The following is a 22,082-nucleotide window of genomic DNA, read 5'->3' as shown; positions in this document are numbered from 1 at the left end:
GGCTATCAGGTACTTTATGTCTACCAAAACAGGTGGAGGATGCATGACCGCAATGTCGCAGGGTGCACGGGGTGAGTGGGTACGCCGAACGGTTGCTGACGCCGGTTTTGACCCGGTTATGAACTCGCAGATGCTTCGTAGCATTGTGGACCGCTCGTTTGACGTTTACAGCGTTGATGATGAAGAAGAACGCCAAGCGGTAACTACTGCTCTTATGGCCGATATTGGCGGCTACGGCCCGCTCCAAAAGTATCTTGATGATCCCGAGGTTGAAGAACTCTACGTAAACTCGCCGTCAAAAGTGTTTGTAGCAAGACGGGGACAGTCTGAGTTGACACCCGTCATATTAAGCTCCGAGGACGTGAAGGATCTCGTTGAACGGATGCTTCATCATTCGGGTAGGCGGCTGGATCTGTCTGCTCCATTTGTGGATGCAATGCTCCCGGGCGGGGAGAGGCTTCACGTGGTGATCCCTCCGGTTGCGGGCCGTGAGTGGTCGCTGAATATCCGTAAACATCTGCACCTGGACCGTTCGCTGTGGGATTTGGTGGAAGCTGGTTCCCTCACGCGAGAGGCGGCGCAGTTCCTATCTGAGTCTGTCCAAGATGGTGCTACCGTGCTGGTTGCTGGTGCAACCCAGGCGGGCAAGACAACGCTCGCACGCGCACTCGCTAGAGAAATCCCGCCGCGAGAGCGCGTCATCACGTGTGAGGAAGTATTCGAGCTGAACCTGCCTAATCGGGACTGTATTGCTATGCAAACTCGATCGGCCAATATTGAGGGCCATGGCGAGGTGAAGCTTAGAGACCTTGTGCGCGAGTCGCTTCGTATGCGTCCAGATCGAATCGTTGTGGGTGAGGTGCGCGGTGCTGAAGCCCTCGACATGCTTCTTTCTTTGAACGCGGGTATTCCGGGGCTTTCAACTATTCACGCAAACACGGCTCGCGAGGCGCTGCGCAAACTCTGCTTGTTGCCGCTGCTTGCGGGTGAGAATGTCACTTCCGCGTTCGTCATCCCGACGGTTGGCAGCTCCATCGACTTGGTCGTGCACGTGGTGCGAGATGGGGACGGCAGGCGCCACGTGCAAGAGATCGTGCGCGTTGAGGGTGCTAACGGAAGCGTGATCTCAGCGGCCACGCTATTCGAATGGAACGGTAGCGATCTGATTTCCAAGAAGCTAGCGCCCACACCAGACCAGTTCCAGGAGGCGTTCGCGTGAGCATGATTCTTGGAGCCGCTTTTGCCCTAGGCATCCTCCTTATCTATTGGTCTGTCAGCACGCCCATGCCAGAACACAAAGTGAAATCGCGTACCAAGCTTGCCGTATTGGGGGCTAGAGCTGGCCTGTCCGAATCTGAAACCAACGTGTTTGGCACCGTCCTCGTTGCCGTTCCACTAGTTGTATTCCTGCTGATTCTTGGGCTTACGAGGGCGTGGCCTGTGGCTCTAGCGGTGGCGCTCGCGGCTTCTTCGCTGGCCCCCGCGTGGTTGTATGCCCGCATCGAGCGGCACGCGGACGTGGTGCGTAAGGCGTGGCCGGACGTGGTGGATTCGGTGTTGGCGTCCATCCGCGCGGGTGTAACTCTCCCGGAGTCGGTGGTGCAGTTGGCTCACAACGGTCCGGAGGTAACGCGCCCGTATTTTGAAAGGTTTGCACGCGAGTACCGGGCGAGTGGCCGCTTCATTGATGCGCTAGAGGGGGTACAGCGGGACCTGTCAGATCCGGGAGCTACACGCCTGTTCGAGGTGTTGAAATTGGCGCGCGAGGTGGGCGGTTCCGAGCTGGGCCATTTGTTGCGCGACTTGTCGGCGGTGCTGCGCGATGATGTGCGGGTTCGCGGTGAGTTGCTTGCGCGCCAGTCTTGGACGGTGAACGCGGCGAGGCTGGCAGTGGCTGCCCCTTGGGTTGTGCTGGTGATGATTTCGACGAGGCTGGATGCAGCTTCGGCATATACAAAGCCGGTGGGGCTTCTGGTGCTGTTTGGTGGGGGCCTCGCATGTTTGATCGCGTATGGTCTGATGAGGCTCATTGGCCGGTTGGATGGTGTGTAAATGCTGTCTTGGGCGATTTTGACCGGGTGCGTGTTCAGCTTGGGCGTATTGATGATGGCTCGCGCAGTGGCTGCTTCGCGGGAACGTCTGGTGGTTCGAGTTCTGGCGTTTGGGCGTGATGATCGTAGGGCGCGTTCAAAGCTCGGTTGGATTTCGCCTCTGTGGGAAAAGCTTGGTTCTACCGCAGTTTCGGTTACGGACCGGTTGGATGCCCTCTCGTCAAGAAGCACGCTAGAGCGGTTCCGTCTGCAACAGTTCTTAGCTGGCATAGCGGGCGTTGTGGCAATGACGTTAGTAACGTTCGGGGTAGCAGTGGCAAGGCCAGTGTCGATACTGCAGTGGATCATAATGGTGCTGATCGGTTTCGTTGCCGGCGCCATGGCGTTTGACCGTATTTTAACTGTTCGCGTGAACGCGGTTTCTCGAAAAGTATCCAGCCAGGTTGCGGATGCGGCTGAGCTCCTAGCCCTCTCGATCTCAGCCGGCGAGTCTGTGCCAGCTGCGTTGCGTAGAGTTCAGCAAATCGTTGGCCTTGAACTTGCCGCGCAACTGGGAGCGACGCTTGAAGACATTGATAATGGAGCGTCGGTGACTAGGGCGCTTGGAAAGCTGCGCCGTACCACGCGTTCGCCTCAACTTGGCCGCCTGCTTGACACTCTGGTCGCTTCCATGGAACGAGGTGCCCCGCTGGCAACCACGCTTCGCGAGCAGGCAAGAGACCTTCGCGATGAGGCCCGCCGAGCCCTGATGGAATCGGGAGGAAAACGCGAAGTGGCAATGCTCTTCCCCGTGGTTTTCATCATTTTGCCAGTGACAGTAGTTTTTGCTCTGTATCCAGGTCTAGTTGCACTCCGCTTCTAGAGAACTTGAAAGGAAAATCCCATGAATACAATCCTGAGTTTTATTTACCTGTGGCTCGCGGATGAGGAATCAGAGCGCGGCGACGTTCCCGGTTGGGTACTCGTGACGCTCATGACAGCCGGTTTGGTAACGGCGATTTGGGCGATTGCTTCGCCCACGTTGTCGAACTTGTTCCAAACCGCGATCGCGGGTGTTACCGGCCCGTAGCCATGAGAAGAATCCACGAGAATGCGCAGGGGGAGGACGGCTCGCAGATTGTGGGGCACGTGCTCGTTCAGGTGCTGGTCGTGTTCGTGGTTCTCGGTTTGTTGCAGTTGGCATTCGCTCTGCACACCCGCAATGTTGCGGTAGATGCGGCATCGGAGGGGGCGAGGAGAGCGTCACTGTTGGGGGCAACACTGGCCGAGGGCGCGGATCGTACTTCGCAACTGATGAACACGACCCTTGGTAGTGATGTTTCGCGCGATGTTCGCGTGTTTGAAACGGCCGTGGATGGCGAGCCTGTGGTGCGCGTCGAGGTGGATGCAACGCTACCTCTGCTAGGCCCATTTGGTTTTGCAAACACGTTGCACGTCTCGGCGTCTTCGTGGAAGGAACGCGAGCGTGTTCCGTAGGATTCGGCGGCGCAATATTGGCGCGGGTAGGTACAAAACGGCGTATTGGGCGACCTCGCCCCATCATGTAATGGCAAGATTGCGCAAGACACCGCCGTGCGGGGATGAATCCGGGGAAGCAACCGTTGAGTTTGTAGCGATGTTGGTGATCATCTTGATCCCGGTTGCATATTTCATTTTCACGGTTGCGGCGCTACAGGCGGCGGTGTTCGCCTCGGACGCAGCTACGCGAGAGAGTGGCCGCCTACTGGCGAATGATCCGGCAGCGCATGTGCACGTGGAGCGGCAGGTGAATCAGATTTTCACCGACTATGGCGTGAGCGGTAGCCACAGTCTGAAGGTGGTGTGTGACCCCACGCCGTGCAGTCAGGCTAAGTTCGTGAACATTGAGGTTCGCGCACAAGTGGCTTTGCCTTTGATTCCGGACGCCATGGCAAAGGTTTTGAATCCAGCTGTTCCAATAGTTTCAAGTGCGCAAGTGCCGGTGAATCGGATTGAGCTGGTGAGGTAATGCAGATGACACGAGGGCGTTCGAGGCTAGGAAAGCTCTCGCCAGGGTTAGTTAGAGGCGCGGGTGGAGAGGACGGGCGAATCACGTTGTTGGTGCTGGGCTTGTCGTTGCTGGTGGTGGCGCTGGTGCTGGCGTCGATTGCGGCAACGACGGTGCACGTGCAGCGCAGGCAGTTGCTCTCGTGCGCGGATTGGGTGGCGCTATCGGTAGCGGGGGTAGCGTCTGCTTCCAGTTATTACGAGGACGGCTTTGCCGAGGTTACTCAGGCTAGCGTGTCGGATCGGGCTACAGACATGTTCAACCAGTTGCGCACATCTTCTTGTGACGTGTGTAGGGTCGCGTGGTTGGAAAGCGCAACCGCGAGCGGGGGAGAAGTGCGCGTGGAGCTAGCGATGAACCCGGAGATGCCCGTGTTTGGTAGCGTGCTGGATTTCATTAATCAACCTTTGACTGTCCGTGTGGTGGCGTCGGCGAAACTGCATTAATGCCATAAGCTGGAAGCGTGAGTATTGAGTTTCCCGAGGAAATTGAGAGTTTGCGCTTAACTTTCGCGAATATCGTGGCGGTTACGCATCCCGATCAGTTGCGTGAACGGATCGCGGACCTGTCGAAGCAGGCGGCGGCACCTGATTTATGGGATGATCCCGAGACGGCGCAGCAGGTGACGTCCAGTTTGTCGCACGTGCAGTCTGAGCTTGCGCGCGTGACGAAAATGGGTCAGCGCATCGATGACCTCGAGGCGATTGTGGAGCTTGCGGGTGAAGAAGAGGGCGAGGACCGTGAGCTTCTCCTTGAAGAGGCCGCGGCTTCATTAGAGAAGATCCAGCGGGATTTGTCGGACCTTGAGGTAAGGACTCTGCTGTCGGGAGATTATGACGAGCGCGCGGCCGTGGTCACTATCCGCTCAGGCGCGGGTGGTGTGGATGCCGCGGATTTCGCGCAGATGCTACTACGTATGTATTTGCGTTGGGCGGAACGCAACGAGTACCCGACCACGGTGATGGACACTTCATATGCGGAAGAGGCGGGGATTAAGTCCGCCACGTTCGAGGTGAATGCTCCGTACGCTTATGGCACGTTGTCGGTGGAGGCGGGCACGCACCGTCTGGTTCGCATCAGCCCGTTTGATAATCAGGGCAGGCGCCAGACTTCGTTTGCAGCAGTGGAGGTTATTCCACTGATTGAGTCGACGGATCATATTGATATTCCGGATTCGGATTTGAAGGTCGATGTGTTCCGCTCGTCGGGCCCGGGTGGTCAGTCGGTTAACACAACGGATTCGGCAGTGCGGATGACGCACATTCCGACGGGCATTGTCGTATCGATGCAGAATGAGAAGTCGCAGATTCAAAACCGTGCGGCGGCCCTTAGGGTTTTGCAGTCGCGTTTGTTGCAGCTACGTCACGAGCAGGAGCAGGCGGCTCGCAAGGAGCTTGCGGGGGATGTGAAGGCCTCGTGGGGTGATCAGATGCGAAGCTACGTCCTCCAGCCGTATCAAATGGTGAAGGATCTTCGAACTGGTCATGAAAATGGCAACACGGCGGCCGTGTTCGACGGCGAGATCGACGATTTCATTAATGCTGGTATTCGGTGGCGTAAAGATTCTGAGGCCGGCCAGGAGCAGTAGGTGAACTAATGATTCGTTTTGACAAGGTAACCAAGGTTTATACGCGCGGCGCTATGCCCGCGATTGATGATGTGAGCCTTGAGATCGAGCGCGGAGAGTTCGCGTTCTTGGTAGGTAAGTCCGGTTCGGGTAAGTCCACATTTTTGCAGCTGGTGCTTCGCGAAGAGCGCCCAACGTCTGGAGATGTGTGGGTGCTCGGTCAGAATGTGGGCGAGTTGTCGCGTTGGAAGGTGCCGCATTTGCGTCGCCAGATCGGCATGGTCTTCCAAGACTTCAAGTTGCTTGAGAACAAGAACGTGTATGAGAACGTGGCGTTTGCTATGCAGGTGCTGGGCCAGCCGCGTCACCAGATTGAAACGCAGGTTCCAGAGATTTTGGAGCTTGTGGGTCTGGATGGCAAGGAGCGCCGCATGCGCTGGGAGCTTTCGGGCGGTGAGGAGCAGCGCGTTGCGATTGCGCGCGCAATGGTGAACCACCCGCAGTTGCTACTAGCTGATGAGCCTACGGGTAACTTGGATCCAGAGACGTCGCTGGGAATTATGCGCTTGCTTACGCGGATTAATGCGACGGGAACAACCGTGGTGATGGCAACGCACGACGCCGATATTGTGGATCAGATGCGTAAGCGCGTGATTGAGCTTGCGGATGGTCGCGTGATTCGTGATCAAAAGGGCGGCGTATACGGGACGCAGGGGTAGTAAATGAGAGCGCGTTATATTTTTTCTGAGGTCGGTAAGGGCCTGTCGCGTAATAAGGCGATGGCGATTTCTGTTGTGCTGGTGACGTTCGTGTCCCTATTGTTTGTGGGTATTGCGGCGCTGGCACAGATGCAGGTTTCCACGATGAAGTCGCAGTGGTACGACAAGATTGAGGTGTCGATCCACATGTGTGCGAAGGATGACCTAGTGGCGTCTTGTAATCAGCAGGAGGCCACCGAGCAGGAGGTTGATGCTGTCCGTGCGAAGTTAGAGTCTGCTGAACTGTCTAGTTACGTGTCGGAGTATTACTACGAGTCGAAGGAAGACACGTACCAGAATTTCTTGGAGCTTTACGAGGGAACGCCGTTTACGCATTGGTTGACGGAGGACATGATGTGGGTGTCTTTCCGCGTGAAGTTGGTGGATCCGCAGCAGTATCGCCTGCTTGAGGAGGAGTTCTCGGGCGCTCCGGGCGTTGCGGAAGTAAAGGATCAGCGTGAAATTGTGGAGCCACTGTTCGCGGTAATCGATAACGCGAAGTATTTGTCGCTGGGTCTGGCTGGAATTATGACTATCGCGGCAATTTTGCTGATTACCACCACGATTCGTCTTTCGGCAATGTCGCGTGAGAAGGAAACGACGATCATGCGTTACGTTGGCGCGTCGAGTCTTACTATCCAGTTGCCGTTCATGATTGAGGGCGCGTTGGCTGCTCTACTGGGCGCGATCGGTGCGGTGGCTGCCCTGTGGGGCGGCTTGCATCTGTTTGTGAATTCGTGGCTTGCAAGTACGTTCGCATGGACGAGGTTTGTGGGTACGAGAGAACTTTTGATTGTGGCTCCCGGCCTGATTGTGATGGCTATTTTGCTGGCAGTTATTGCTTCGGCAGTGTCGTTGGCAAAGTACACGAAGGCGTAAGGAGTAGGTCATGCGACGTAGTTTTGGATTTGCGATTGCGGCTTTCACTAGCGCGGTGTTGGCGCTTTCTGGCGTGTCCGCTGTGGCTGCGGAGCGTGATGATTGGGTTAATAAGCGCGACCAGGCTGCGAATGAAAGCTCGGATCTTGAAGAGCAAATTGCGGGTCTCGATGATGACCTGAAGGAGATGTACCGCAAGCTGGAAGATGTTCGTAAGGACCTGCCGGTAGCTAAGGATGAGTTGGATAAGGCTCAGGCCCAGTATGCGAGCGCTCAGCGCGAGTTGGAGCAGGTGACGGATCGTCTCAACGTGGCTAAGGAAGATAAGGCGCGTATTGACGAGGAGATCGCGAAGGCTGGTTCGCAGTCAACGCAGTCTCGCCAGGGTATTTCACTAATGGTTCGCGAGGTGTATCGTTCGGGTGATTTCACGGCTTCACCGTTGATGATTGCGATGACGTCGAAGTCTACGGCGGATATTACGAGGAGGGCGGCTGGGGCCGAAACGATGGCTGTTGCCCAGTCTCGTGCGTTGCTTGCCGCTCAGGACAGTTTGGCAGTGGAGCGTAACCGTTCTGCTCGCCAGGAGGCGCTCACTGATCGTATTGGCAAGCTTCAGGCGAAGGCCGAGAACGCGGAGCGGATTGCGTCTGAGTCGAAGACGCTCGCGGAAACGAAGCTTGGTGAACTGCAGTCTCTGGAGCAGAAGGAAGCGAAGCGGGCGGATGATGTTTCGAAGGTGCGGGAAGAGGCTAAGCGCCAGCTAGCGGCCTCGGAACGCGAGTATGAGGTTGCACGCCAGAACATTGCGCGCATTGATGAGGAAAACCGTCGCAAGCAGCTGGAGTGGCAGCAGAACCAAACGCCGCCGCCGGCTACTGGCGGAGGAGTCCAAACTTCTGGTGTGTTGAGTTATCCGTTGGGACAGCGTTATCCGTTGGCGTCGCCGTTTGGCTACAGGTGGCATCCGGTATACCAAACGTGGCGTTTGCATGAGGGCACTGATATTGCGGCTCCTTGTGGAACGCCGGCGTTGGCAACTGCGAACGGCGTGGTCAGTTTGGTGACGTGGTCGCCTACTGGCGGTAATTATCTGTCGCTGAACTACGGTTTGATTGGCGGGAATTCGTATCAGACGTACTACCTGCATTTGCAAAGCGCCGCGGTTTCGGTTGGGCAAACGGTTTCGCGCGGTCAGGTAGTTGGCTACGTGGGTAGCACGGGTGCCTCTACGGGTTGTCACTTGCACTATGAAGTGGTTCTTAACGGTACCAATGTTGATCCGGCGAATTACCTGTAATATGACAGATTCCGTTGCAAGTAGCGGGTCTGATTTTGAGGAAGGCTGTTATGGCGAAGTCTGGGCAGCAGAAGCTGTCGCCTGCACAGAAGGCTAAAGCGCAGGCGGATGCTAAGAAGGTAATTGCTCGCAATAAGCGCGCGACGCATGATTACTTCATTGAGGACAGGCTTGAGGTTGGCCTTGTACTGACGGGCACGGAAGTGAAGGCGCTCCGTATGGGCAGAGCTTCGCTTACTGAGGCTTGGGTTGAGATTTATGAGGGCGAGGCTTGGCTCAGGCAAGCGAATATTCCAGAGTATTTTCAGGGCACCTGGAATAATCATGCGCCGACGCGTAAGCGCAAACTGTTGATGCATCGCAGTGAGATTTTGAGCTGGGGGATGAAGGCTCAGGCCAAGGGGTACACGATTGTGCCGCTGGAGCTTTATTTCATTGAGGGCCGGGCAAAGCTCCTGATCGGGCTTGGTCGTGGTAAGCAGCAGTGGGATAAGCGGCAGGCCCTTCGTGAAGCGCAGGATAAACGAGAGGCGCAACGCGAGATCCAAAGGTTTGCTAAGGGCATTCGTTAGGTCTTGAATGATTAAGGGCGCGGGAGTTACCTCCCGCGCCCTTGTCGCTATATTTCGCCGCGTTTGTTATCTCTTCTTGCGGTTCCTGTCTGCGCCTACGGCGTGACGGATGGCCTTGTTGCGGCGGCGAATCTCTTCGCGTTCGCGGCGGTGACGGCGCTCGATGGCCAGCTGGCGTTGGAATGCCTCTTGCGAGCGCTGGTCTAGGTAGACCACGTCGTTGCGAAGGTCTTTAACGATTGCGAACATGAGCGCTACAACTATGAACAAGAATGGGGTGGCCGCAACGATGGTTACGGATTGAATGTTTGAAAGCGCCCCGTCGCCTCCGGAGACCAGCAAAGTCAGGCCAATGGCGGCCGTGAGTAGGCCCCAGATGCCGGCTAACCACGGGGAGGCGGAGGAGCGTCCTCCTTGTGAAATGGATGCCATGACGGTGGATGCCGAGTCGGCTGAGGTGATGAAGAAGGTGCTTAGGAGGACGACGGCGATGATGCCGAAGAAGAAGCCTCCCGGTAGCTGGTGAAGCAGGTTGAACAGCTGGCTTTCTGCACTGCCGTCACCCCAGATTGATTGACCATTGGATTCGAGGAAGATGGCGCTGCCGCCAAAGATTGCGAACCAGACCGTCGATAGGCCGGCCGGCACGAGCATTACGCCCATGCAGAATTCGCGAATAGTACGTCCGCGCGAGATACGGGCGATGAACATGCCAACGAAGGGGGACCAGGAGATCCACCAGGCCCAGTAGAAGATGGTCCATCCCGATAGCCAGGGGCCGGCGGTGCCGTCTGCGGAGACGGCGGTGCGACCCGCCATTTCGAAGAATTGGGATAGATATGCGCCCACGGACCCAGGTAGGAGGTTTAGCTGCGCAATGGTCGGGCCCAATACGAACACTGCCAGTGCTAGTAGGGATGCGAGAATCATGTTTACGTTGGATAGATAACGGATGCCTCGGCCAACTCCAGACATTGCGGAGAGCAGGAAGGCCAGGGTTAGCACCGCGATGATCGTGACGATGAGGCCGGTGCCAGGATCTTCTACGAGGCCAGCAATTTCTAGGCCAGCGCGGATTTGGAGGGCGCCAAGGCCAAGTGAACATGCGGTTCCAAAAACGGTTGCGAAGATGGAGAGGGCATCGATGGTTTTGCCGATGGCTCCGTTGGCGTGGCGTTCACCGATGAGTGGGATGAAGGCCGATGAGATGAGTTGCCGCCTGCCGATCCGGTAGGTGGAGTAGGCAATGGCTAGTCCGACGATGGCGTACATGGCCCAGGGGTGGAGGGTCCAGTGGAACATGGCCGATGCCATGGCGGTACCTACCTCATGCGGGGCGTGGTTTGGTACGCCGTCGCGGTAGAAGGCGAGGGGTTCGGATGCTCCGTAGAACATGAGGCCGATGCCCATGCCGGCTGCGAACATCATGGCGATCCATGATGCGTTAGAGAATTCGGGTTGCTCGTCTGCGGCTCCGAGGCGGATCTTGCCGAATTTGGAGGCGGCGATGACGATGACGAAGATGACGAAGATGGTTGAGAAGAGTACGAATGCCCAGCCAAGGTTGGTTAGTACCCAGGTGAGCATGCTGTTTGCGGTGGCTTCGAAGTTGGTTGGTTTACCAAGGCCCCAAACCACGATTGCGAGGACAAGGAGCATGGCGGGGATAACTACCGGCCAGTTGATGGATTGATCTTCAGTTTCAGAAATTAGTTCAACGGGCTTTTCTTGCAGGTCTGCCGCGTTGATGTGTTCTTCTTCGGATAGTAGCGCCGCAAGTTCAGACGTTGCGGTGGTTGTATTTTCTGTTGGTGGCGTATCTGTTATTTCTGATTTTGTATGTTGCGTGTCTCGATTTTCGCTATTTTCCATACTTCTATTGTTCAAAATATGGTGGCAGAGTCTAGTTTTAAGTGCTTTTTATGCGACATCTCTCCATTTGAGCCACTATTATGCGAGAATTGAGCTTGGCTTCCTCCACCTGGTGTTTTGTCGTGGAGGCATGGTCTTATTCGACTGCGGCAAGGTGTTCTGCCTGTTCGATAGCGGATTCGTTGCCGTTAGACGTGCCCGTCACTTACTTGTTTGGCGTTTTCAACAAATTTATCGAAGTCGGACTTGTAGTTTGCATCTTGCGTGACGCGGAACTTGTTGTATTCGATTGTGGCGTGTTTGTCCGCTTGTTTCTTGGTGATTTTGCCGGCGTGTTCGAGTAGTTCGCGGTTGTCTAGTTGGAGTATTTGGTCGAGGATTTGAGCCCATTCTTCCATGGTGGTGGGAATACGACGTTTGGCTCGGGATTCTGCGAGGTTGAGGTAGGTTTCAACGAGGCGTCCGAGGTCTTGGATTTCGGTTTTGGTGAGGTAGTTCTTGCCGATGGTGATGTCACTTTTGAGGATTTTCCCGTCGGGCGCGTTTTTCCAGGTGGACAGCCCCATGTGGGGTTTGTTCGCGTTGGCGCGGGCGTGGATGAGTTCGGCGGCGGTGTGGTGGTGTATGGCGTAGTGGAGTTTATTTTGGACGGTTGCGAAGAATTGTTGTGTGGTGGGCGCATTGGGGGTGTAGTCGACGGCGGTGGAGTAGATGTCTGTGATTTTTTGGTAGAAGCGTCGTTCGGAGAGGCGTATTTCGCGGATTTCTTCGAGGAGTTGTTCGAAGTAGTCTTGGCCGAGGATTTCGCCGGTTTCCATGCGTTCGCGGTCGAGAACGTAGCCGCGGAGTGTGAAGTCTCTAAGAATGTTGGTTGCCCATTGTCGGAACTGTGTTGCTCGTATTGAGTTCACGCGGTAACCAACGGAGATGATGGCATCGAGATTGTAGTGTTGCACCTGTCTGGACACTCGTCGCGTACCTTCGGTTTGAACTATCCGGAAATTCCGGATAGTTGCGGTTTCGTCTAGTTCTTCGGAGTCGAAGATGTTGTTTAGGTGTTCGTTTACGGTTCTGACGTCTACATCGAAGAGTTGCGCCATGAGTTTTTGAGTGAGCCAGATGGTTCCTTCTTCGTAGCGCACTTCAATCCCAGCGGATTCGTCGGTGGTGAACATGAGGAATTGGCCGGTGGAGTGTTTGACGAGTTGCTCACCCATGGTTCACCTCAGATATGCACTCAGATGGCTCCTGATTGCCGCGCGACTTATCGACCGCATCCCAGAGGGTGTGCTCTAGACTCTTCCTACTCTTCTTAGCGGCCATAAACTTTCCTTCTATTCGGACGCGAACACATACCCGGGTACCTGGCACAGTCGATTCTCTACGTAGAGTCTGACTTGCGCACCGACGTGCCAAAATGCCGCAAAGGGCTTTTGAATCATTCTAATGAACTCTACGGACAAAGATTTGTTTCATCTGTCTGGTATGAATGTGTCGCTACAATTTGCCAGTTCTTGAACTTGCCTCGTAGCTCGTCAAAAATAGGCATTGTGGGTGGGTGCACGGAAATCTCCCAATATAAGGGGCTTGCAGGGATAACTCGATGAATTACGCACCCCGTTCTCTCGAGAAATCGCAAGACTTCTTTGACCTCCTCGATGGGAGGTTCGGAGTAGGTTCGTAAAACGACTTCTGACGTATGGTCTTGGGGATAGTTGTCCAGATTTCGTATCGCTCCATTCATAAACTCAAGTTGGTGATTAGAAAACAACTCCGTATATGTTGAGAATGCCTTGGACCGAACCCTTACGCTCGATGGAGTGAAGAAGCTCTCGGAATAGATAACTAAGCCAGACATCGCAGCAAATGTCTCTGACACGTCATACGTCATGGTGCCGCAGTAGCGGCCGTATAAAACGTTGCTTTGCGCAATGAAAAACTTTAATAAATCAGGGAATCTGTAACTGTATCCACGCGGGCACAACTCCAATGGGCTGTGCCGTTCCTTGCCAATATCCTCGAGAAAATCAAACCATATGGATTGCACAAAAGGTGCGGCCTTTATCACGCTATCTTCATCGGTTAAATAAACGGGTGACCGCAATTGCATTATGCCGGTTGAACGAACTCTGTTTGTGAAGAACAGGGCTCTTTCTAACGCCCGGTGCCACGCAGGGCGATTTGCGTCTTCGATATACATGATCGAGTAGAACAGGCTTAGGAGTAGTGGATCCTCGTTGAAAACATCGGGTAAAAGGTGGTGAAACCTTCGTTTGTAGGAATAGAATTTTTCTTCCTGTGAAGAGCTAAAGTACAACTTCGGTGGAGCGTCGGAGTCGTCCTCGTCGTTTGTAGTGTCGTTAGCGTGTTCTCGTTGTCCGTTGCCTTTAACGAAACCAGACAAGATTAGGCCGCTGACGCCGAAGAAGAATACCAACATGAACTGCCAGCCAATATTTGTCTGCTCAAACCAGCCGATCCCTCTTGTAGGGATCTCGCGAACCACAACCCAGTCAAAGTAAATTCCCACGCCTATCGAGAGGAAAGCTTGAGCGAACAGGGTCCACTTTGGATATCTGACATGTCTTGCTCGGAAGACAGTGACAATTTGGATACACCAATAGAAGACGACTGGTAACCACATCAGGTTCCGAGGTCCTTTGAAATTAAAAGGCGAAGATAAAATGTATACAACGCCGATAATCAAGTACGAGTAAACCACCGGTGAGAGGATCCGGTAAAAAATATTAATCTGACTCTCTTCATTGAGTGTGTAGCTCGTGATTTCCTTAAGGTACTTCCCGCGCAGAACCAACGGGCCTGCAGTTCGGATCATAAATTTCGTTAACAGGCCTATGAAAAAATAAATGATTACTTCGGCACCGTGGACCGAATACAGTTGCGCCTCATATGTGGAGATAACATCCATGCGTCAAACCTCTCTAATCGACTAAGTTTCTTTGAAGTTAGTCTGTCAAATGACAAATGATCCACAGGTAGGGTGTTTGTTCTTGGGATTACGTCTGTGGAGGACTGCGTGACTAATACCTTGAGGAACCTCAAGTGAGTGCGAGTGAACGAGAGGATAGCGAATAGTTCAATATTGAGGCGTGCACAAACACTTGCAGGTTCCATCCGTGCGTGAACTCCAGAGTCCTTGAAGCGAACTTCCGCACTAGCAGTCACAGCATTCCCAATAGGTGCGTGGTCCGATAGTAGAAATATCTATGATCGCTAACGCGACTGATCGTTCCATCTCCACGGCGTTGCCCCACTCTCACCAGACCAGGGTGTCAATGGCACTCCACCAAATGTGAGAGCACAGCCTCGCTTCCATAAGTTTAAGTAGTATGTGGCAACCGTTAGAAGTCGAGCTGGCGTCGTTTGCGCACCGCGAAGGTGATAATCTGCGAACGACACGTGTGAGGTCTATCCAGGAGGAAGTTATGACCGACCAGAATCTGCCCGAACCTACGCCTGAAGAATCGCAAACGCCGCGCGAGAGCGTTCCCGCGCCGGAAGTGAAGCCAGAAAATGAGTCGGCACCTAGTAGCCCTCAGGCTGAGGCCACGCAATCCGGTCCGCAGGCGGCCAACACGGCCCCGAACCAGGCTGACGCATCCATGCAGCAGATTAAGGACGGTGCCAAGCAGTTCGCCTCAGGAATGAAAGGCTTCTACGACCACAAGGTGGCCCCCGCGGCCAACGAAGCGTTCGAGGTGGCGAAGAACTCGGTGCGCGAAACGCAGGGCAAATCAAGTGAGGGCCAGATTTTCGCTTACGGTCCGATAATCCTGACGGGTGCGGGCGTGCTTGGCCTGATCTCGCTGTTCCTGCCAATTGCTCACATTTTTGGTTTCTCGATCAACTACTTCAGCGAGCTTGTGGGTAATGAGGGCGTATTCTTGCTGATCCTCATGCTCGCGGTGATTTCTCTGGGAGTCGCCGCGATCATGTCTTCAAGCCGCGGAGTTCGCATTGCCGCTGGCGTGGTTGGTTTGATTGGCGGCCTCTTTGGCGTGATCGATGGTATTGGCAGCATTTCCGGTCTTAGCGACACTGGCGCCTCGATTGGAGTCGGTCTTATCTTTTTGACGCTTGCGAGCATCGCGATGATCGTGGGTGCGGTGTTCACACTTATGCAGTTACGTAATCCGCAGGCCGGCTCTGGAGCGCAGCCTCCTGCAGAGCCAGCACAGGGGCAGTACCCAACCGGCCCGGTGCAGGGGCAACCTCCGGTAGACCCAACGCAACAAGGGTAAGGTTTGCATCTTCCAGACGCAGTTATCGTCCTCGCCGGAGGAACTGCTAAGCGCCTCGGGGGAGTATCTAAGCCTGACTACAAGATCGGCAACGCTCGCCTCATCGACATTGTTCTAGATGAGATTGAGCGCACCGGGTTTGACGGCCGAATAGTTGTTGTGGCTCCAAGCGAGTTGGCGGTGCGCGAAGGCGTGGAGCTAACGCTCGAAAATCCTCCCCACGGGGGTCCGCTCGCCGGCCTAGCCGCCGGCGTGGCCGCACTTAACGACCTGCCTGGTAGCGCGATAGTTGCCCTTATGACGTGTGATGCCCCTATGACGCCAAGGCTTTGGGGTGAGCTTTGTAGCAAGATTGACGAGGCCCAGGCTTCTGTCCCTGTTCCGAAGGATGCGAGGGCGTGGCCGCAGTTTCTGCATGGCTGCTATCGGCTTGCTGTTTTGCGCGAGGTCCCCGCAGAGCGCAACGGTTCGATTCGCCACGGTTTTGCCGCACTAGAGCCGGTCAAAGTTGTGGACAGGAACTGGTATTGCATGGATGTGGACACGCCAGCGGATGCGAAAGAACTAGCTGTTCGCATAGGCACCCGGCTGGTCTAACAGACCCGTAGCGCCTCCGCTAACTGGTAACAGATGATGAGTGCCGCCAGGTCGTAGTCAGGCGGCCCACGGATGGTGGGCTACTGTTCTGCCGCTCGTTCAACCTCGGCCGATAGTTTCGTTTGGCCAACCGTCCAGCGCAAAGCGGTAGTAGCAACGCGCGCAACGGGTCGCCTCCACAAAAAGTCTTGCAGGCTAACTCGCGAAGGCTCGTTTGAGTCCTCGAGACCCAGCAGTGTTCGCGCTGAATCTGGCAGTAGCGAAATAGCGCCAACCTTCAGCATGTCGTAGCCCCACCTCATTGGCGGCTCTAAAGGAGGGTTATTGATCAGCAGGTCAATAACGTCAGCGGTAGCGGCCGAGAACTCCAACTCCGGGCCGTAAGCCGCAAGCCTCTCGTAAAGCTGAGCCACAGTCAAAGGCGGATCAACTACGCCAAGCAGCTGTGCAGAAATCGCTGACTGTGCCGCATACATGTCGCATTCTTCAGGTGTTAGGGGAGTTGGGCTGAACCGCTGGTATGCAATCATGAATGACTCAACCTCAGCGCAGTGCACCCAGGCTAGTAGGTGCGGATCCGATGCCGCATACGCCCTGCCGTCAGGTAGTTCTCCCTTCACTAACGTGTGGATACGGCGCACGTGAGCAATCAGTTTTTCAGCGTCCTCAATTCGCGCAAACGTTGTGGTAGCAACGTATTCTGCGGTCCGTTGCAGTCGGCCCCAAGGATCATCCTGGTAACCCGAATGTCCGGCAACGCCGGCCATTGCAAGCGGATGCAGGCTTTGCAGCAGGAGGGCGCGGATGCCAGCCATGTACATCGTGGGAGCGCCATTCACGCGGGTTATCGGATCATCGTTAGTGAACCAGCGTTCACCGGGAGTGCGCCAAATCAGATCAGCGCGAGCCTGTCTATCCGGCCCCGCCACCTTTTGTTTGATCTTTTCCGCAAACTGGTCGCGCGCGTTAGAAATCCACATGAAGCCAGTATTACAAGACGCGCCCAGATGCACGATTTATAATGCCGAATGGCAACACAGGTGTAGCGCTTCAACGGTCGTCCCAATTTTATTTAATCCGTTTACATGTTCGCGTAGGTCACGTATGCTTAGACACAAGAGGTCAGAGCTCTGAGAACAAGAGATGTTCGTTTTAAATAACCTTGACGAGTTAACAGTGAAGGAGAACAAAGATGTTCGTACACTTGTCACACAAAATGAGCGAGAAAGACGTTGCTTTCCCTGGAGAGCCGGTGCTGAAGCTCAGGCAGGATCGCCAGGCTGGCGTTGATGGCTACCCCTTCAACGCCTACATCATGGAGCTGCCAAACCACTTCGGCACGCACATGGATGGCCCGCATCATTTCAATACCACTGGAACAAACTTTGAAGATCTTCCCATGGAGTATTTCGTCTACATGGGTGATGAGGTGCTAGTTGTTGATCTGCCGCACAAGTGCAAGCCTGGCGAGGTCATCACCAAGGAAGATGTAGAGCCTTTCGCGGAAGAACTAAAGGGTAAGGGACTCTTGCTACTTCGCACAGGATTCGAGAAGTATCGTACCGAGGATCCTGAGATCTACAAGCGTGAAGGTCTAGCCATTCACACGGAGCTGGCGAAGTGGTTGTCGCAGGAGTTCCCGGATTTGCGGTGCGTGGGTATGGACTGGCTCTCAGTAGCCTCGCCGCTTAATGATCACGGCCCCGAGGCTCACCACTGGCTGCTAGGCAACTACTCGGACCACCTCATCACTGCTGTTGAAGACATGTCCATGGTGGCGCTGGGTGATTCGCCTAAGTTTAAGCTGGTCACGATGGGTCCCCTACGTATCGAGAAGGTTGACTCTGCGCAGGTCAATATCATCGCCTGGCTGGAGGACTAACCCGGTAGGGTGCAACTCGTTGTAGAGCGAACTACAGCGGTGATCAACAAGATTCGCTAACCATGCGCGTATGCGGGGCGCGACTTCAAACTATCTGGAGTCGCGCCTCTGTTGCGTATTCGGTGTCAATGAAGCTAATCAATACGCGGCCGCATCGTCCTGCGTTGGTTCAAGACTCCAGAAAACGCGTGTATCGTGTTTTGCAGGAGAGGAGGACAAGTGAAGATGTACCGCTACGCCAGTAAGCACCCCTCTTTTTCGCGAATCGTTTTGGCCTTGTTGATCGGAATTGCCGGAGCGATTGCCAGCCTCGTATCCCAACCTCCCTCGGGCGCGGGGCAGGCCCTCGGGCAGACTCTGGTTGAGATTCTGCTTGGAGGAGCCCTGATAGCGCTCGCGGCTGGCTACCCAGTAGCGCTGACTGTCAGTCAAATAATCCGTGCGGCAAAAGCGGCGAGCGGTAAGGACCTGTCGGTTTTAGATGCTGGTCTGGACGTCTGGACCTTGTGCGTCATAGTGGTTTATGAGTTTGTATACCTAGAGGGTTTCAAAGAGGTTGTGCCTACTGCGGACTGGCACGTTCAGCTGGTGAATTCCCAAACCCACGCGCCGATTTACACGCGGGCATGGCCACACGTGCTGTTCATCTCTCTACTGTTCGTGATCGGGTTCCTCCTTTTACGATTTAACGAAGCCAAGCAGTTGCCGCCCCTCGTAGTTGTGATTGCGATTGCGGGGCTCTACTTGGGCACTGCGCTCGGCCTGGCCTGGACTATCCAGATCACAACTTTTGAAACCGCCCTAGATGCGTTGCTGATTCTCCCTCTACTGGCCATCCTTGCAATTGTGGTGAAAATAGTTGCGATCCAAGTGCGCGCCTACGAAGCTGATGAAGATAGACGAGGCCGCATCGATGGCTCCTCGATATTGAGCAAACTCGATGCAATGGTGGCAGATGCGAAACGCTGGCCGCTTCTAGGGTTCGTGGTAGCACTCCCGCTACTTGCCGTGGTGGTCGGGATTCTAGCTTTATTTGGCCAGTCGCCGAGCATGGTGGTGAGGGCATTTACAGAGACCAGTGACTGGAACCTGTCGCAGCAGGTTGCTCCCCAGAATGTGTCTTTTGACGAGCACTATCTTTGCACTGTGGCCGCCGGCGGACATCGAGCGGTGGTAAAGCCGATTCGCATGGGTTTGCGTCATGGTCGGCCAGTAGTTGTGAATCGTCAGTTGCTTGTGGCAAATGCGTTTGAGCAGGTGTTGGAAGAACGTGTGCCCAGAACTCATCGGGTTATTCGTCGCTTGTATGACACGTATGGTTTCCCGATTGCCAAGCTGATCAGATCACAGTGGGCGGCTGATGTGGTGTGGGTTTTGATGAAACCAGCGGAGTGGTACTTCCTGGCCGTCCTCTATCTGAATGATCGTCATCCGGAAGATCGCATCGCTCTCCAGTACACGGTCTAACTGAGGCCGAGCGCTCAACGCCCGTGTTTGGAGGGCGTGAGGCCAGATTGCTTAGCGTTTCGCTTACCGGCTTCCTCGCACCATCATTACGGATATTCCACCGACTAGTGCAAGCGATGCTGACATTACGTAGAGGCCAGGATAACCGCCCAGTACTAGCAGGGCGAATGCGGCGAGCATAGGCGATGCCAGGTTGGGGGTGGCAACCGCGATGGCCATGATGCCAATGTCGCGTCCGCGGCTTGAAGCGGAGGGGAGCACTTGATTGATTAGCGCTTGGTCGATTGCCGTAAAGATGCCCCAACTGGCGCCCAAAATGATGGCTGCAATGATCACGATTGTGTAGTTGGTTGCCCACGCCATGAGTAGACACGCTACGGCGATGCCAAGACAGCTAAACAGTACAAACGGTTTGCGCCGCCCCACCTTGTCGGATGCTTTACCCGAGATAATTGAGGCAATAATAACGACAACCGCGTAAATGACGGTTAGTTGCAGTACACCTAGGTCGGGGTCTTCGAGTTTGATTTGGTCGCGCAGGAAGTAAAGCAGGTAGAAAAGCGCAACCGTGTTACCCAAAGTGGCGGCAAGGCGAGAGATGAACACCCATGTGAAGTCGCGGTAGGCCGCTATGCCGGTGGCGTCTTTGGTGGTGAGTCCGCCGGCAACCTCGGCTTCCATAATCGCGCCGGCAAACGCGCCTTCGGTTGTCTCTGTGTTTATAGATGTCCGGTTGTGTCTTATCAGGTAGGGCAGGCACAGCAGGATCATGAGGGTAGCGCTGGTGATGTAGGCTGCCTTGATCGATAGGCTTTCGCCCAGTAGCGTGCCCACAACTAGAGCCATCGTCCAGCTGATTCCCATGACGCCGGAGACTACCCCGTATTGGGAGTGGTTAACCCGGTCTGGTGGGATTGCTTGTGAGGCGGTAACGGGCGCGGCAACCAGCATTTGGAATATGCACCAGCCGACCACCAGCCACACGTATCCGGGTGCGAAAGCCAATGCAAGCAGAGTACTTGCCGAGCCGATGGAACCGATGATGATCCAGGGGGCGCGTCTGCCTAGCCGGCTACGGGTTTTGTCAGAGAAAATGCCAACGAGGGGGCCGGCGATGAGGCCGAGGAAGCCTCCGAGCGCCATGATGAATGCCAGGCGCGCCTCTTTGTCGGCGGGGTGCCAGGCGAGGATTTGGTTGGCAATCAGAAGCTGGGAGGGCGCGGCCCAGGCGATGTTTATGCCCAGGTACATGACGCCAAAGGAGGCTATCCAGCCTCGGGTTACCAGCGGGCGCTGCTCACTCACGGTTTCTCCTGCGGGTCGCTCGTGTGGTTGGTGCCGGCGCGGTTAACGCTGCTTGGGGTGCGGTAGGTCTGTCCCGCGGTGTAGCGCGCAATGATGTCACTGCTCAGCTCGCCGCTTTTCACGATTTCGCTGAGCATGCGGCCAGATGGCTTAACGATGCGTCGCTGCGTTTCGTAATCGTTGTAGACAATTCCAAAGCGGGGGATTTCCCCGTCGGACCATTCCCAGTTGTCAACAAAACACCAGTGGTAGTAGCGTTCGATAGGCACCGAGGAGTCAAGGATGGCGCTTAGATGGTCGGTAAGGAATTTGGGTCGGAAGCTTTCGAGGTGGTTCGCATCGCCGTTGTCTGCGCATCCGTTTTCTGTGATCCAGACGGGAACGCCGAGCCTTTCATGCAGGTTTTTGGAGCATTCAACGAGGCCTTGCGGGTAGATTTCCCAGCCGAGGTCGTTTAGTGGAACATCGGGGAATGTACCGTCTTTGAGCCCGTCAACGGCTGTACGCGAGTAGTAGTTGAGGCCGATGACGTCGACGTAGCGTCCCTCGGGTACGGGTGAGCGTCCCATTACCGGCCCAAACTTTCCTTTGCCAAATGCTTCGGTTAGTTGATCTTGGAACAGGTAGGAGTCCGCGCTGGTGAGGAATTTGTGCCACGGGTTGTTTGGGTTCAGAGGAGCGAAGCTGCGCAGGTGGTGAGCAATAGTGACTGTCGCGTCTGGCGTGATGGAGTGGATGAGATCGTAGGCGTATAGGTGCGCGATGGCCATGTGCCGCATGACTTTCAGGGTGTCACGCAAGCTGACGTTTCCGGGCGGGCCTTCGCGGAATAGGTGTGCCTGTGTGGCGTAAACGTTAGGTTCGTTGATTGTTACCCATTCCTCTACGAGGTCGGATAGTGCTCGCACAACATAGCGGACATAGCGAAGAAAGGCTTTGATACTGAGCGGGTTTGTCCACTGTCCGCTTCGTTCTAGCCAGAGCGGGTTGGAGAAGTGATGGAGCGTCACGAGGGGCTTTATTCCGCGTTCTTTGAGGTCGGCAAGTTCTTCGCGGTAGCGGTCAATTGCCGTATGGTCGAAGTGGCCTGGTTTGGGTTCGATACGCGACCATTCGAGGCCGATGCGGGCGATTGGGAACCCGAGTTCGCCCATGAGCTCGTTGTCTCCGCGCCAACGGTTCCAGTGATCGTTTGCGCGGAAGGGAGTTGAGCCGTCCGCAATGTTGGGGCCTTGTGCCCACTCGTACCAGTTGTTGTTGGTGTCGCCGCCTTCGATTTGGGTGGCTGCGGATGCGGTGCCGATTAGTAGGCCGTTTAGTGGTCTGCTCTTGTAGCTCATGTGCCCATTATCTTGGACATGCGCAGAAAATAGGTGCGATTGCGGGGCTAGGCTTACAAAAGCGTTGGCTTCTGGTGGCCGCAGTCGCTGCAGATTTCGCAATCCTGTTTACAGAGAACTACACGAGAAATATGCTGCTGACTTTGCCCATCTGGATTCTCGCTCTCGTCTGCTTCATGATCGTAGGAAAACAAGACGAACGTA

General features: G+C 55.2%; 22 protein-coding genes. 16 read left to right on the top strand and 6 right to left on the bottom strand.

Translation table 11 applies throughout. The annotated features are described in order from the left end of the window. The first annotated feature begins 43 nt into the window (after positions 1 to 43). The 12 genes from BQ7114_RS04575 to smpB all read left to right on the top strand — a co-directional run bounded on the left by BQ7114_RS04575 (position 44) and on the right by smpB (position 9,153). Positions 44 to 1,219, top strand: coding sequence for a TadA family conjugal transfer-associated ATPase (locus BQ7114_RS04575; protein WP_072342559.1), 1,176 nt, complete (start codon positions 44 to 46; stop codon positions 1,217 to 1,219). Between the two features lie 2 nt (positions 1,220 to 1,221). After that, positions 1,222 to 2,052 (top strand): type II secretion system F family protein, encoded by an 831-nt coding sequence (locus BQ7114_RS04570; protein ID WP_072342557.1) that lies wholly within the window; start codon positions 1,222 to 1,224, stop codon positions 2,050 to 2,052. Then, the gene (locus tag BQ7114_RS04565; RefSeq protein WP_072342554.1) at positions 2,053 to 2,913 is read left to right on the top strand and encodes a type II secretion system F family protein; all 861 of its coding nucleotides are present in this window, start codon (positions 2,053 to 2,055) and stop codon (positions 2,911 to 2,913) included. A gap of 21 nt (positions 2,914 to 2,934) precedes the next feature. After that, positions 2,935 to 3,120, top strand: coding sequence for a hypothetical protein (locus tag BQ7114_RS04560; RefSeq protein WP_072342551.1), 186 nt, complete (start codon positions 2,935 to 2,937; stop codon positions 3,118 to 3,120). 2 nt (positions 3,121 to 3,122) lie between these two features. Then, entirely contained in the window at positions 3,123 to 3,527 is a 405-nt protein-coding gene (locus tag BQ7114_RS04555) for a TadE/TadG family type IV pilus assembly protein (RefSeq protein ID WP_072342548.1), read from the top strand. 70 nt (positions 3,528 to 3,597) lie between these two features. Then, positions 3,598 to 4,038 carry a hypothetical protein gene (locus BQ7114_RS04550; protein WP_072342545.1) on the top strand — a complete coding sequence of 147 codons (441 nt, stop codon included), beginning with the start codon at positions 3,598 to 3,600 and terminating at the stop codon, positions 4,036 to 4,038. Next, complete coding sequence (locus BQ7114_RS04545) at positions 4,038 to 4,523, top strand: hypothetical protein (protein ID WP_143236793.1); 486 nt, start codon at positions 4,038 to 4,040, stop codon at positions 4,521 to 4,523. Before BQ7114_RS04550 ends, BQ7114_RS04545 begins: the two co-directional genes overlap by 1 nt. Before the next feature lie 17 nt (positions 4,524 to 4,540). After that, on the top strand, positions 4,541 to 5,665 hold the full coding sequence (prfB, locus tag BQ7114_RS04540) for a peptide chain release factor 2 (RefSeq protein ID WP_072342539.1): 1,125 nt from the start codon (positions 4,541 to 4,543) through the stop codon (positions 5,663 to 5,665). Between the two features lie 8 nt (positions 5,666 to 5,673). Next, the gene (gene ftsE / locus BQ7114_RS04535) at positions 5,674 to 6,363 is read left to right on the top strand and encodes a cell division ATP-binding protein FtsE (protein ID WP_072342536.1); all 690 of its coding nucleotides are present in this window, start codon (positions 5,674 to 5,676) and stop codon (positions 6,361 to 6,363) included. A 3-nt stretch (positions 6,364 to 6,366) separates the two neighbouring features. Further along, positions 6,367 to 7,281: a permease-like cell division protein FtsX gene (gene ftsX / locus BQ7114_RS04530; protein ID WP_072342533.1), complete on the top strand. Its 915-nt coding sequence runs from the start codon at positions 6,367 to 6,369 to the stop codon at positions 7,279 to 7,281. Positions 7,282 to 7,291: 10 nt separating this feature from the next. Then, positions 7,292 to 8,581: a peptidoglycan DD-metalloendopeptidase family protein gene (locus tag BQ7114_RS09090; protein WP_072342530.1), complete on the top strand. Its 1,290-nt coding sequence runs from the start codon at positions 7,292 to 7,294 to the stop codon at positions 8,579 to 8,581. Between the two features lie 50 nt (positions 8,582 to 8,631). After that, a complete protein-coding gene (gene smpB / locus BQ7114_RS04520) occupies positions 8,632 to 9,153 on the top strand; it encodes an SsrA-binding protein SmpB (RefSeq protein WP_072342528.1) in 522 nt (173 codons plus the stop codon). Positions 9,154 to 9,219: 66 nt separating this feature from the next. Here smpB and BQ7114_RS04515 read toward each other — a convergent pair whose 3' ends face one another. The 3 genes from BQ7114_RS04515 to BQ7114_RS04505 form a co-directional block, all read right to left on the bottom strand. Next, positions 9,220 to 11,025: a BCCT family transporter gene (locus BQ7114_RS04515; protein WP_072342525.1), complete on the bottom strand. Its 1,806-nt coding sequence runs from the start codon at positions 11,023 to 11,025 to the stop codon at positions 9,220 to 9,222. A 188-nt stretch (positions 11,026 to 11,213) separates the two neighbouring features. Then, complete coding sequence (locus tag BQ7114_RS04510) at positions 11,214 to 12,242, bottom strand: virulence RhuM family protein (protein ID WP_072342522.1); 1,029 nt, start codon at positions 12,240 to 12,242, stop codon at positions 11,214 to 11,216. Between the two features lie 236 nt (positions 12,243 to 12,478). Continuing rightward, on the bottom strand, positions 12,479 to 13,954 hold the full coding sequence (locus BQ7114_RS04505) for a hypothetical protein (RefSeq protein ID WP_072342519.1): 1,476 nt from the start codon (positions 13,952 to 13,954) through the stop codon (positions 12,479 to 12,481). Positions 13,955 to 14,471: 517 nt separating this feature from the next. Between BQ7114_RS04505 and BQ7114_RS04500 the strand changes: the two genes are divergently transcribed. Together BQ7114_RS04500 and mobA are read left to right on the top strand one after the other, a co-directional pair. Next, the gene (locus BQ7114_RS04500) at positions 14,472 to 15,287 is read left to right on the top strand and encodes a hypothetical protein (protein WP_072342516.1); all 816 of its coding nucleotides are present in this window, start codon (positions 14,472 to 14,474) and stop codon (positions 15,285 to 15,287) included. Between the two features lie 3 nt (positions 15,288 to 15,290). Next, positions 15,291 to 15,884 carry a molybdenum cofactor guanylyltransferase gene (gene mobA, locus BQ7114_RS04495; protein ID WP_072342513.1) on the top strand — a complete coding sequence of 198 codons (594 nt, stop codon included), beginning with the start codon at positions 15,291 to 15,293 and terminating at the stop codon, positions 15,882 to 15,884. Positions 15,885 to 15,964: 80 nt separating this feature from the next. Here mobA and BQ7114_RS04490 read toward each other — a convergent pair whose 3' ends face one another. After that, on the bottom strand, positions 15,965 to 16,864 hold the full coding sequence (locus BQ7114_RS04490) for an oxygenase MpaB family protein (RefSeq protein WP_072342511.1): 900 nt from the start codon (positions 16,862 to 16,864) through the stop codon (positions 15,965 to 15,967). A 212-nt stretch (positions 16,865 to 17,076) separates the two neighbouring features. Between BQ7114_RS04490 and BQ7114_RS04485 the strand changes: the two genes are divergently transcribed. Both BQ7114_RS04485 and BQ7114_RS04480 read left to right on the top strand, forming a co-directional pair. Beyond that, positions 17,077 to 17,766 carry a cyclase family protein gene (locus tag BQ7114_RS04485; protein WP_072342508.1) on the top strand — a complete coding sequence of 230 codons (690 nt, stop codon included), beginning with the start codon at positions 17,077 to 17,079 and terminating at the stop codon, positions 17,764 to 17,766. Positions 17,767 to 17,991: 225 nt separating this feature from the next. After that, positions 17,992 to 19,233, top strand: a complete 1,242-nt coding sequence (locus BQ7114_RS04480; RefSeq protein WP_230206026.1) for a DUF6688 domain-containing protein — start codon at positions 17,992 to 17,994, stop codon at positions 19,231 to 19,233. A gap of 63 nt (positions 19,234 to 19,296) precedes the next feature. Here BQ7114_RS04480 and BQ7114_RS04475 read toward each other — a convergent pair whose 3' ends face one another. Together BQ7114_RS04475 and BQ7114_RS04470 are read right to left on the bottom strand one after the other, a co-directional pair. Then, the gene (locus tag BQ7114_RS04475) at positions 19,297 to 20,538 is read right to left on the bottom strand and encodes an MFS transporter (protein WP_072342497.1); all 1,242 of its coding nucleotides are present in this window, start codon (positions 20,536 to 20,538) and stop codon (positions 19,297 to 19,299) included. Beyond that, positions 20,535 to 21,878 (bottom strand): glycoside hydrolase family 1 protein, encoded by a 1,344-nt coding sequence (locus tag BQ7114_RS04470; protein WP_072342491.1) that lies wholly within the window; start codon positions 21,876 to 21,878, stop codon positions 20,535 to 20,537. Before BQ7114_RS04470 ends, BQ7114_RS04475 begins: the two co-directional genes overlap by 4 nt. Positions 21,879 to 22,082: the final 204 nt, after the last annotated feature.

This window comes from Actinomyces urinae (assembly GCF_900119695.1).
Lineage (GTDB): Bacteria > Actinomycetota > Actinomycetes > Actinomycetales > Actinomycetaceae > Gleimia > Gleimia urinae.
The sequence above is the reverse complement of the archived record's forward strand: the minus strand, read 5'-3'. Positions and strand labels throughout refer to the sequence as shown.

Coding starts and splice junctions, on each gene's coding strand:
- BQ7114_RS04575 (WP_072342559.1), top strand. CDS start 44: ATGACCGCAATGTCGCAGGGTGCACGGGGTGAGTGGGTACGCCGAACG.
- BQ7114_RS04570 (WP_072342557.1), top strand. CDS start 1,222: ATGATTCTTGGAGCCGCTTTTGCCCTAGGCATCCTCCTTATCTATTGG.
- BQ7114_RS04565 (WP_072342554.1), top strand. CDS start 2,053: ATGCTGTCTTGGGCGATTTTGACCGGGTGCGTGTTCAGCTTGGGCGTA.
- BQ7114_RS04560 (WP_072342551.1), top strand. CDS start 2,935: ATGAATACAATCCTGAGTTTTATTTACCTGTGGCTCGCGGATGAGGAA.
- BQ7114_RS04555 (WP_072342548.1), top strand. CDS start 3,123: ATGAGAAGAATCCACGAGAATGCGCAGGGGGAGGACGGCTCGCAGATT.
- BQ7114_RS04550 (WP_072342545.1), top strand. CDS start 3,598: ATGGCAAGATTGCGCAAGACACCGCCGTGCGGGGATGAATCCGGGGAA.
- BQ7114_RS04545 (WP_143236793.1), top strand. CDS start 4,038: ATGCAGATGACACGAGGGCGTTCGAGGCTAGGAAAGCTCTCGCCAGGG.
- ftsE (WP_072342536.1), top strand. CDS start 5,674: ATGATTCGTTTTGACAAGGTAACCAAGGTTTATACGCGCGGCGCTATG.
- ftsX (WP_072342533.1), top strand. CDS start 6,367: ATGAGAGCGCGTTATATTTTTTCTGAGGTCGGTAAGGGCCTGTCGCGT.
- BQ7114_RS09090 (WP_072342530.1), top strand. CDS start 7,292: ATGCGACGTAGTTTTGGATTTGCGATTGCGGCTTTCACTAGCGCGGTG.
- smpB (WP_072342528.1), top strand. CDS start 8,632: ATGGCGAAGTCTGGGCAGCAGAAGCTGTCGCCTGCACAGAAGGCTAAA.
- BQ7114_RS04515 (WP_072342525.1), bottom strand. CDS start 11,025: ATGGAAAATAGCGAAAATCGAGACACGCAACATACAAAATCAGAAATA.
- BQ7114_RS04510 (WP_072342522.1), bottom strand. CDS start 12,242: ATGGGTGAGCAACTCGTCAAACACTCCACCGGCCAATTCCTCATGTTC.
- BQ7114_RS04505 (WP_072342519.1), bottom strand. CDS start 13,954: ATGGATGTTATCTCCACATATGAGGCGCAACTGTATTCGGTCCACGGT.
- BQ7114_RS04500 (WP_072342516.1), top strand. CDS start 14,472: ATGACCGACCAGAATCTGCCCGAACCTACGCCTGAAGAATCGCAAACG.
- BQ7114_RS04490 (WP_072342511.1), bottom strand. CDS start 16,864: ATGTGGATTTCTAACGCGCGCGACCAGTTTGCGGAAAAGATCAAACAA.
- BQ7114_RS04485 (WP_072342508.1), top strand. CDS start 17,077: ATGTTCGTACACTTGTCACACAAAATGAGCGAGAAAGACGTTGCTTTC.
- BQ7114_RS04480 (WP_230206026.1), top strand. CDS start 17,992: ATGTACCGCTACGCCAGTAAGCACCCCTCTTTTTCGCGAATCGTTTTG.
- BQ7114_RS04470 (WP_072342491.1), bottom strand. CDS start 21,878: ATGAGCTACAAGAGCAGACCACTAAACGGCCTACTAATCGGCACCGCA.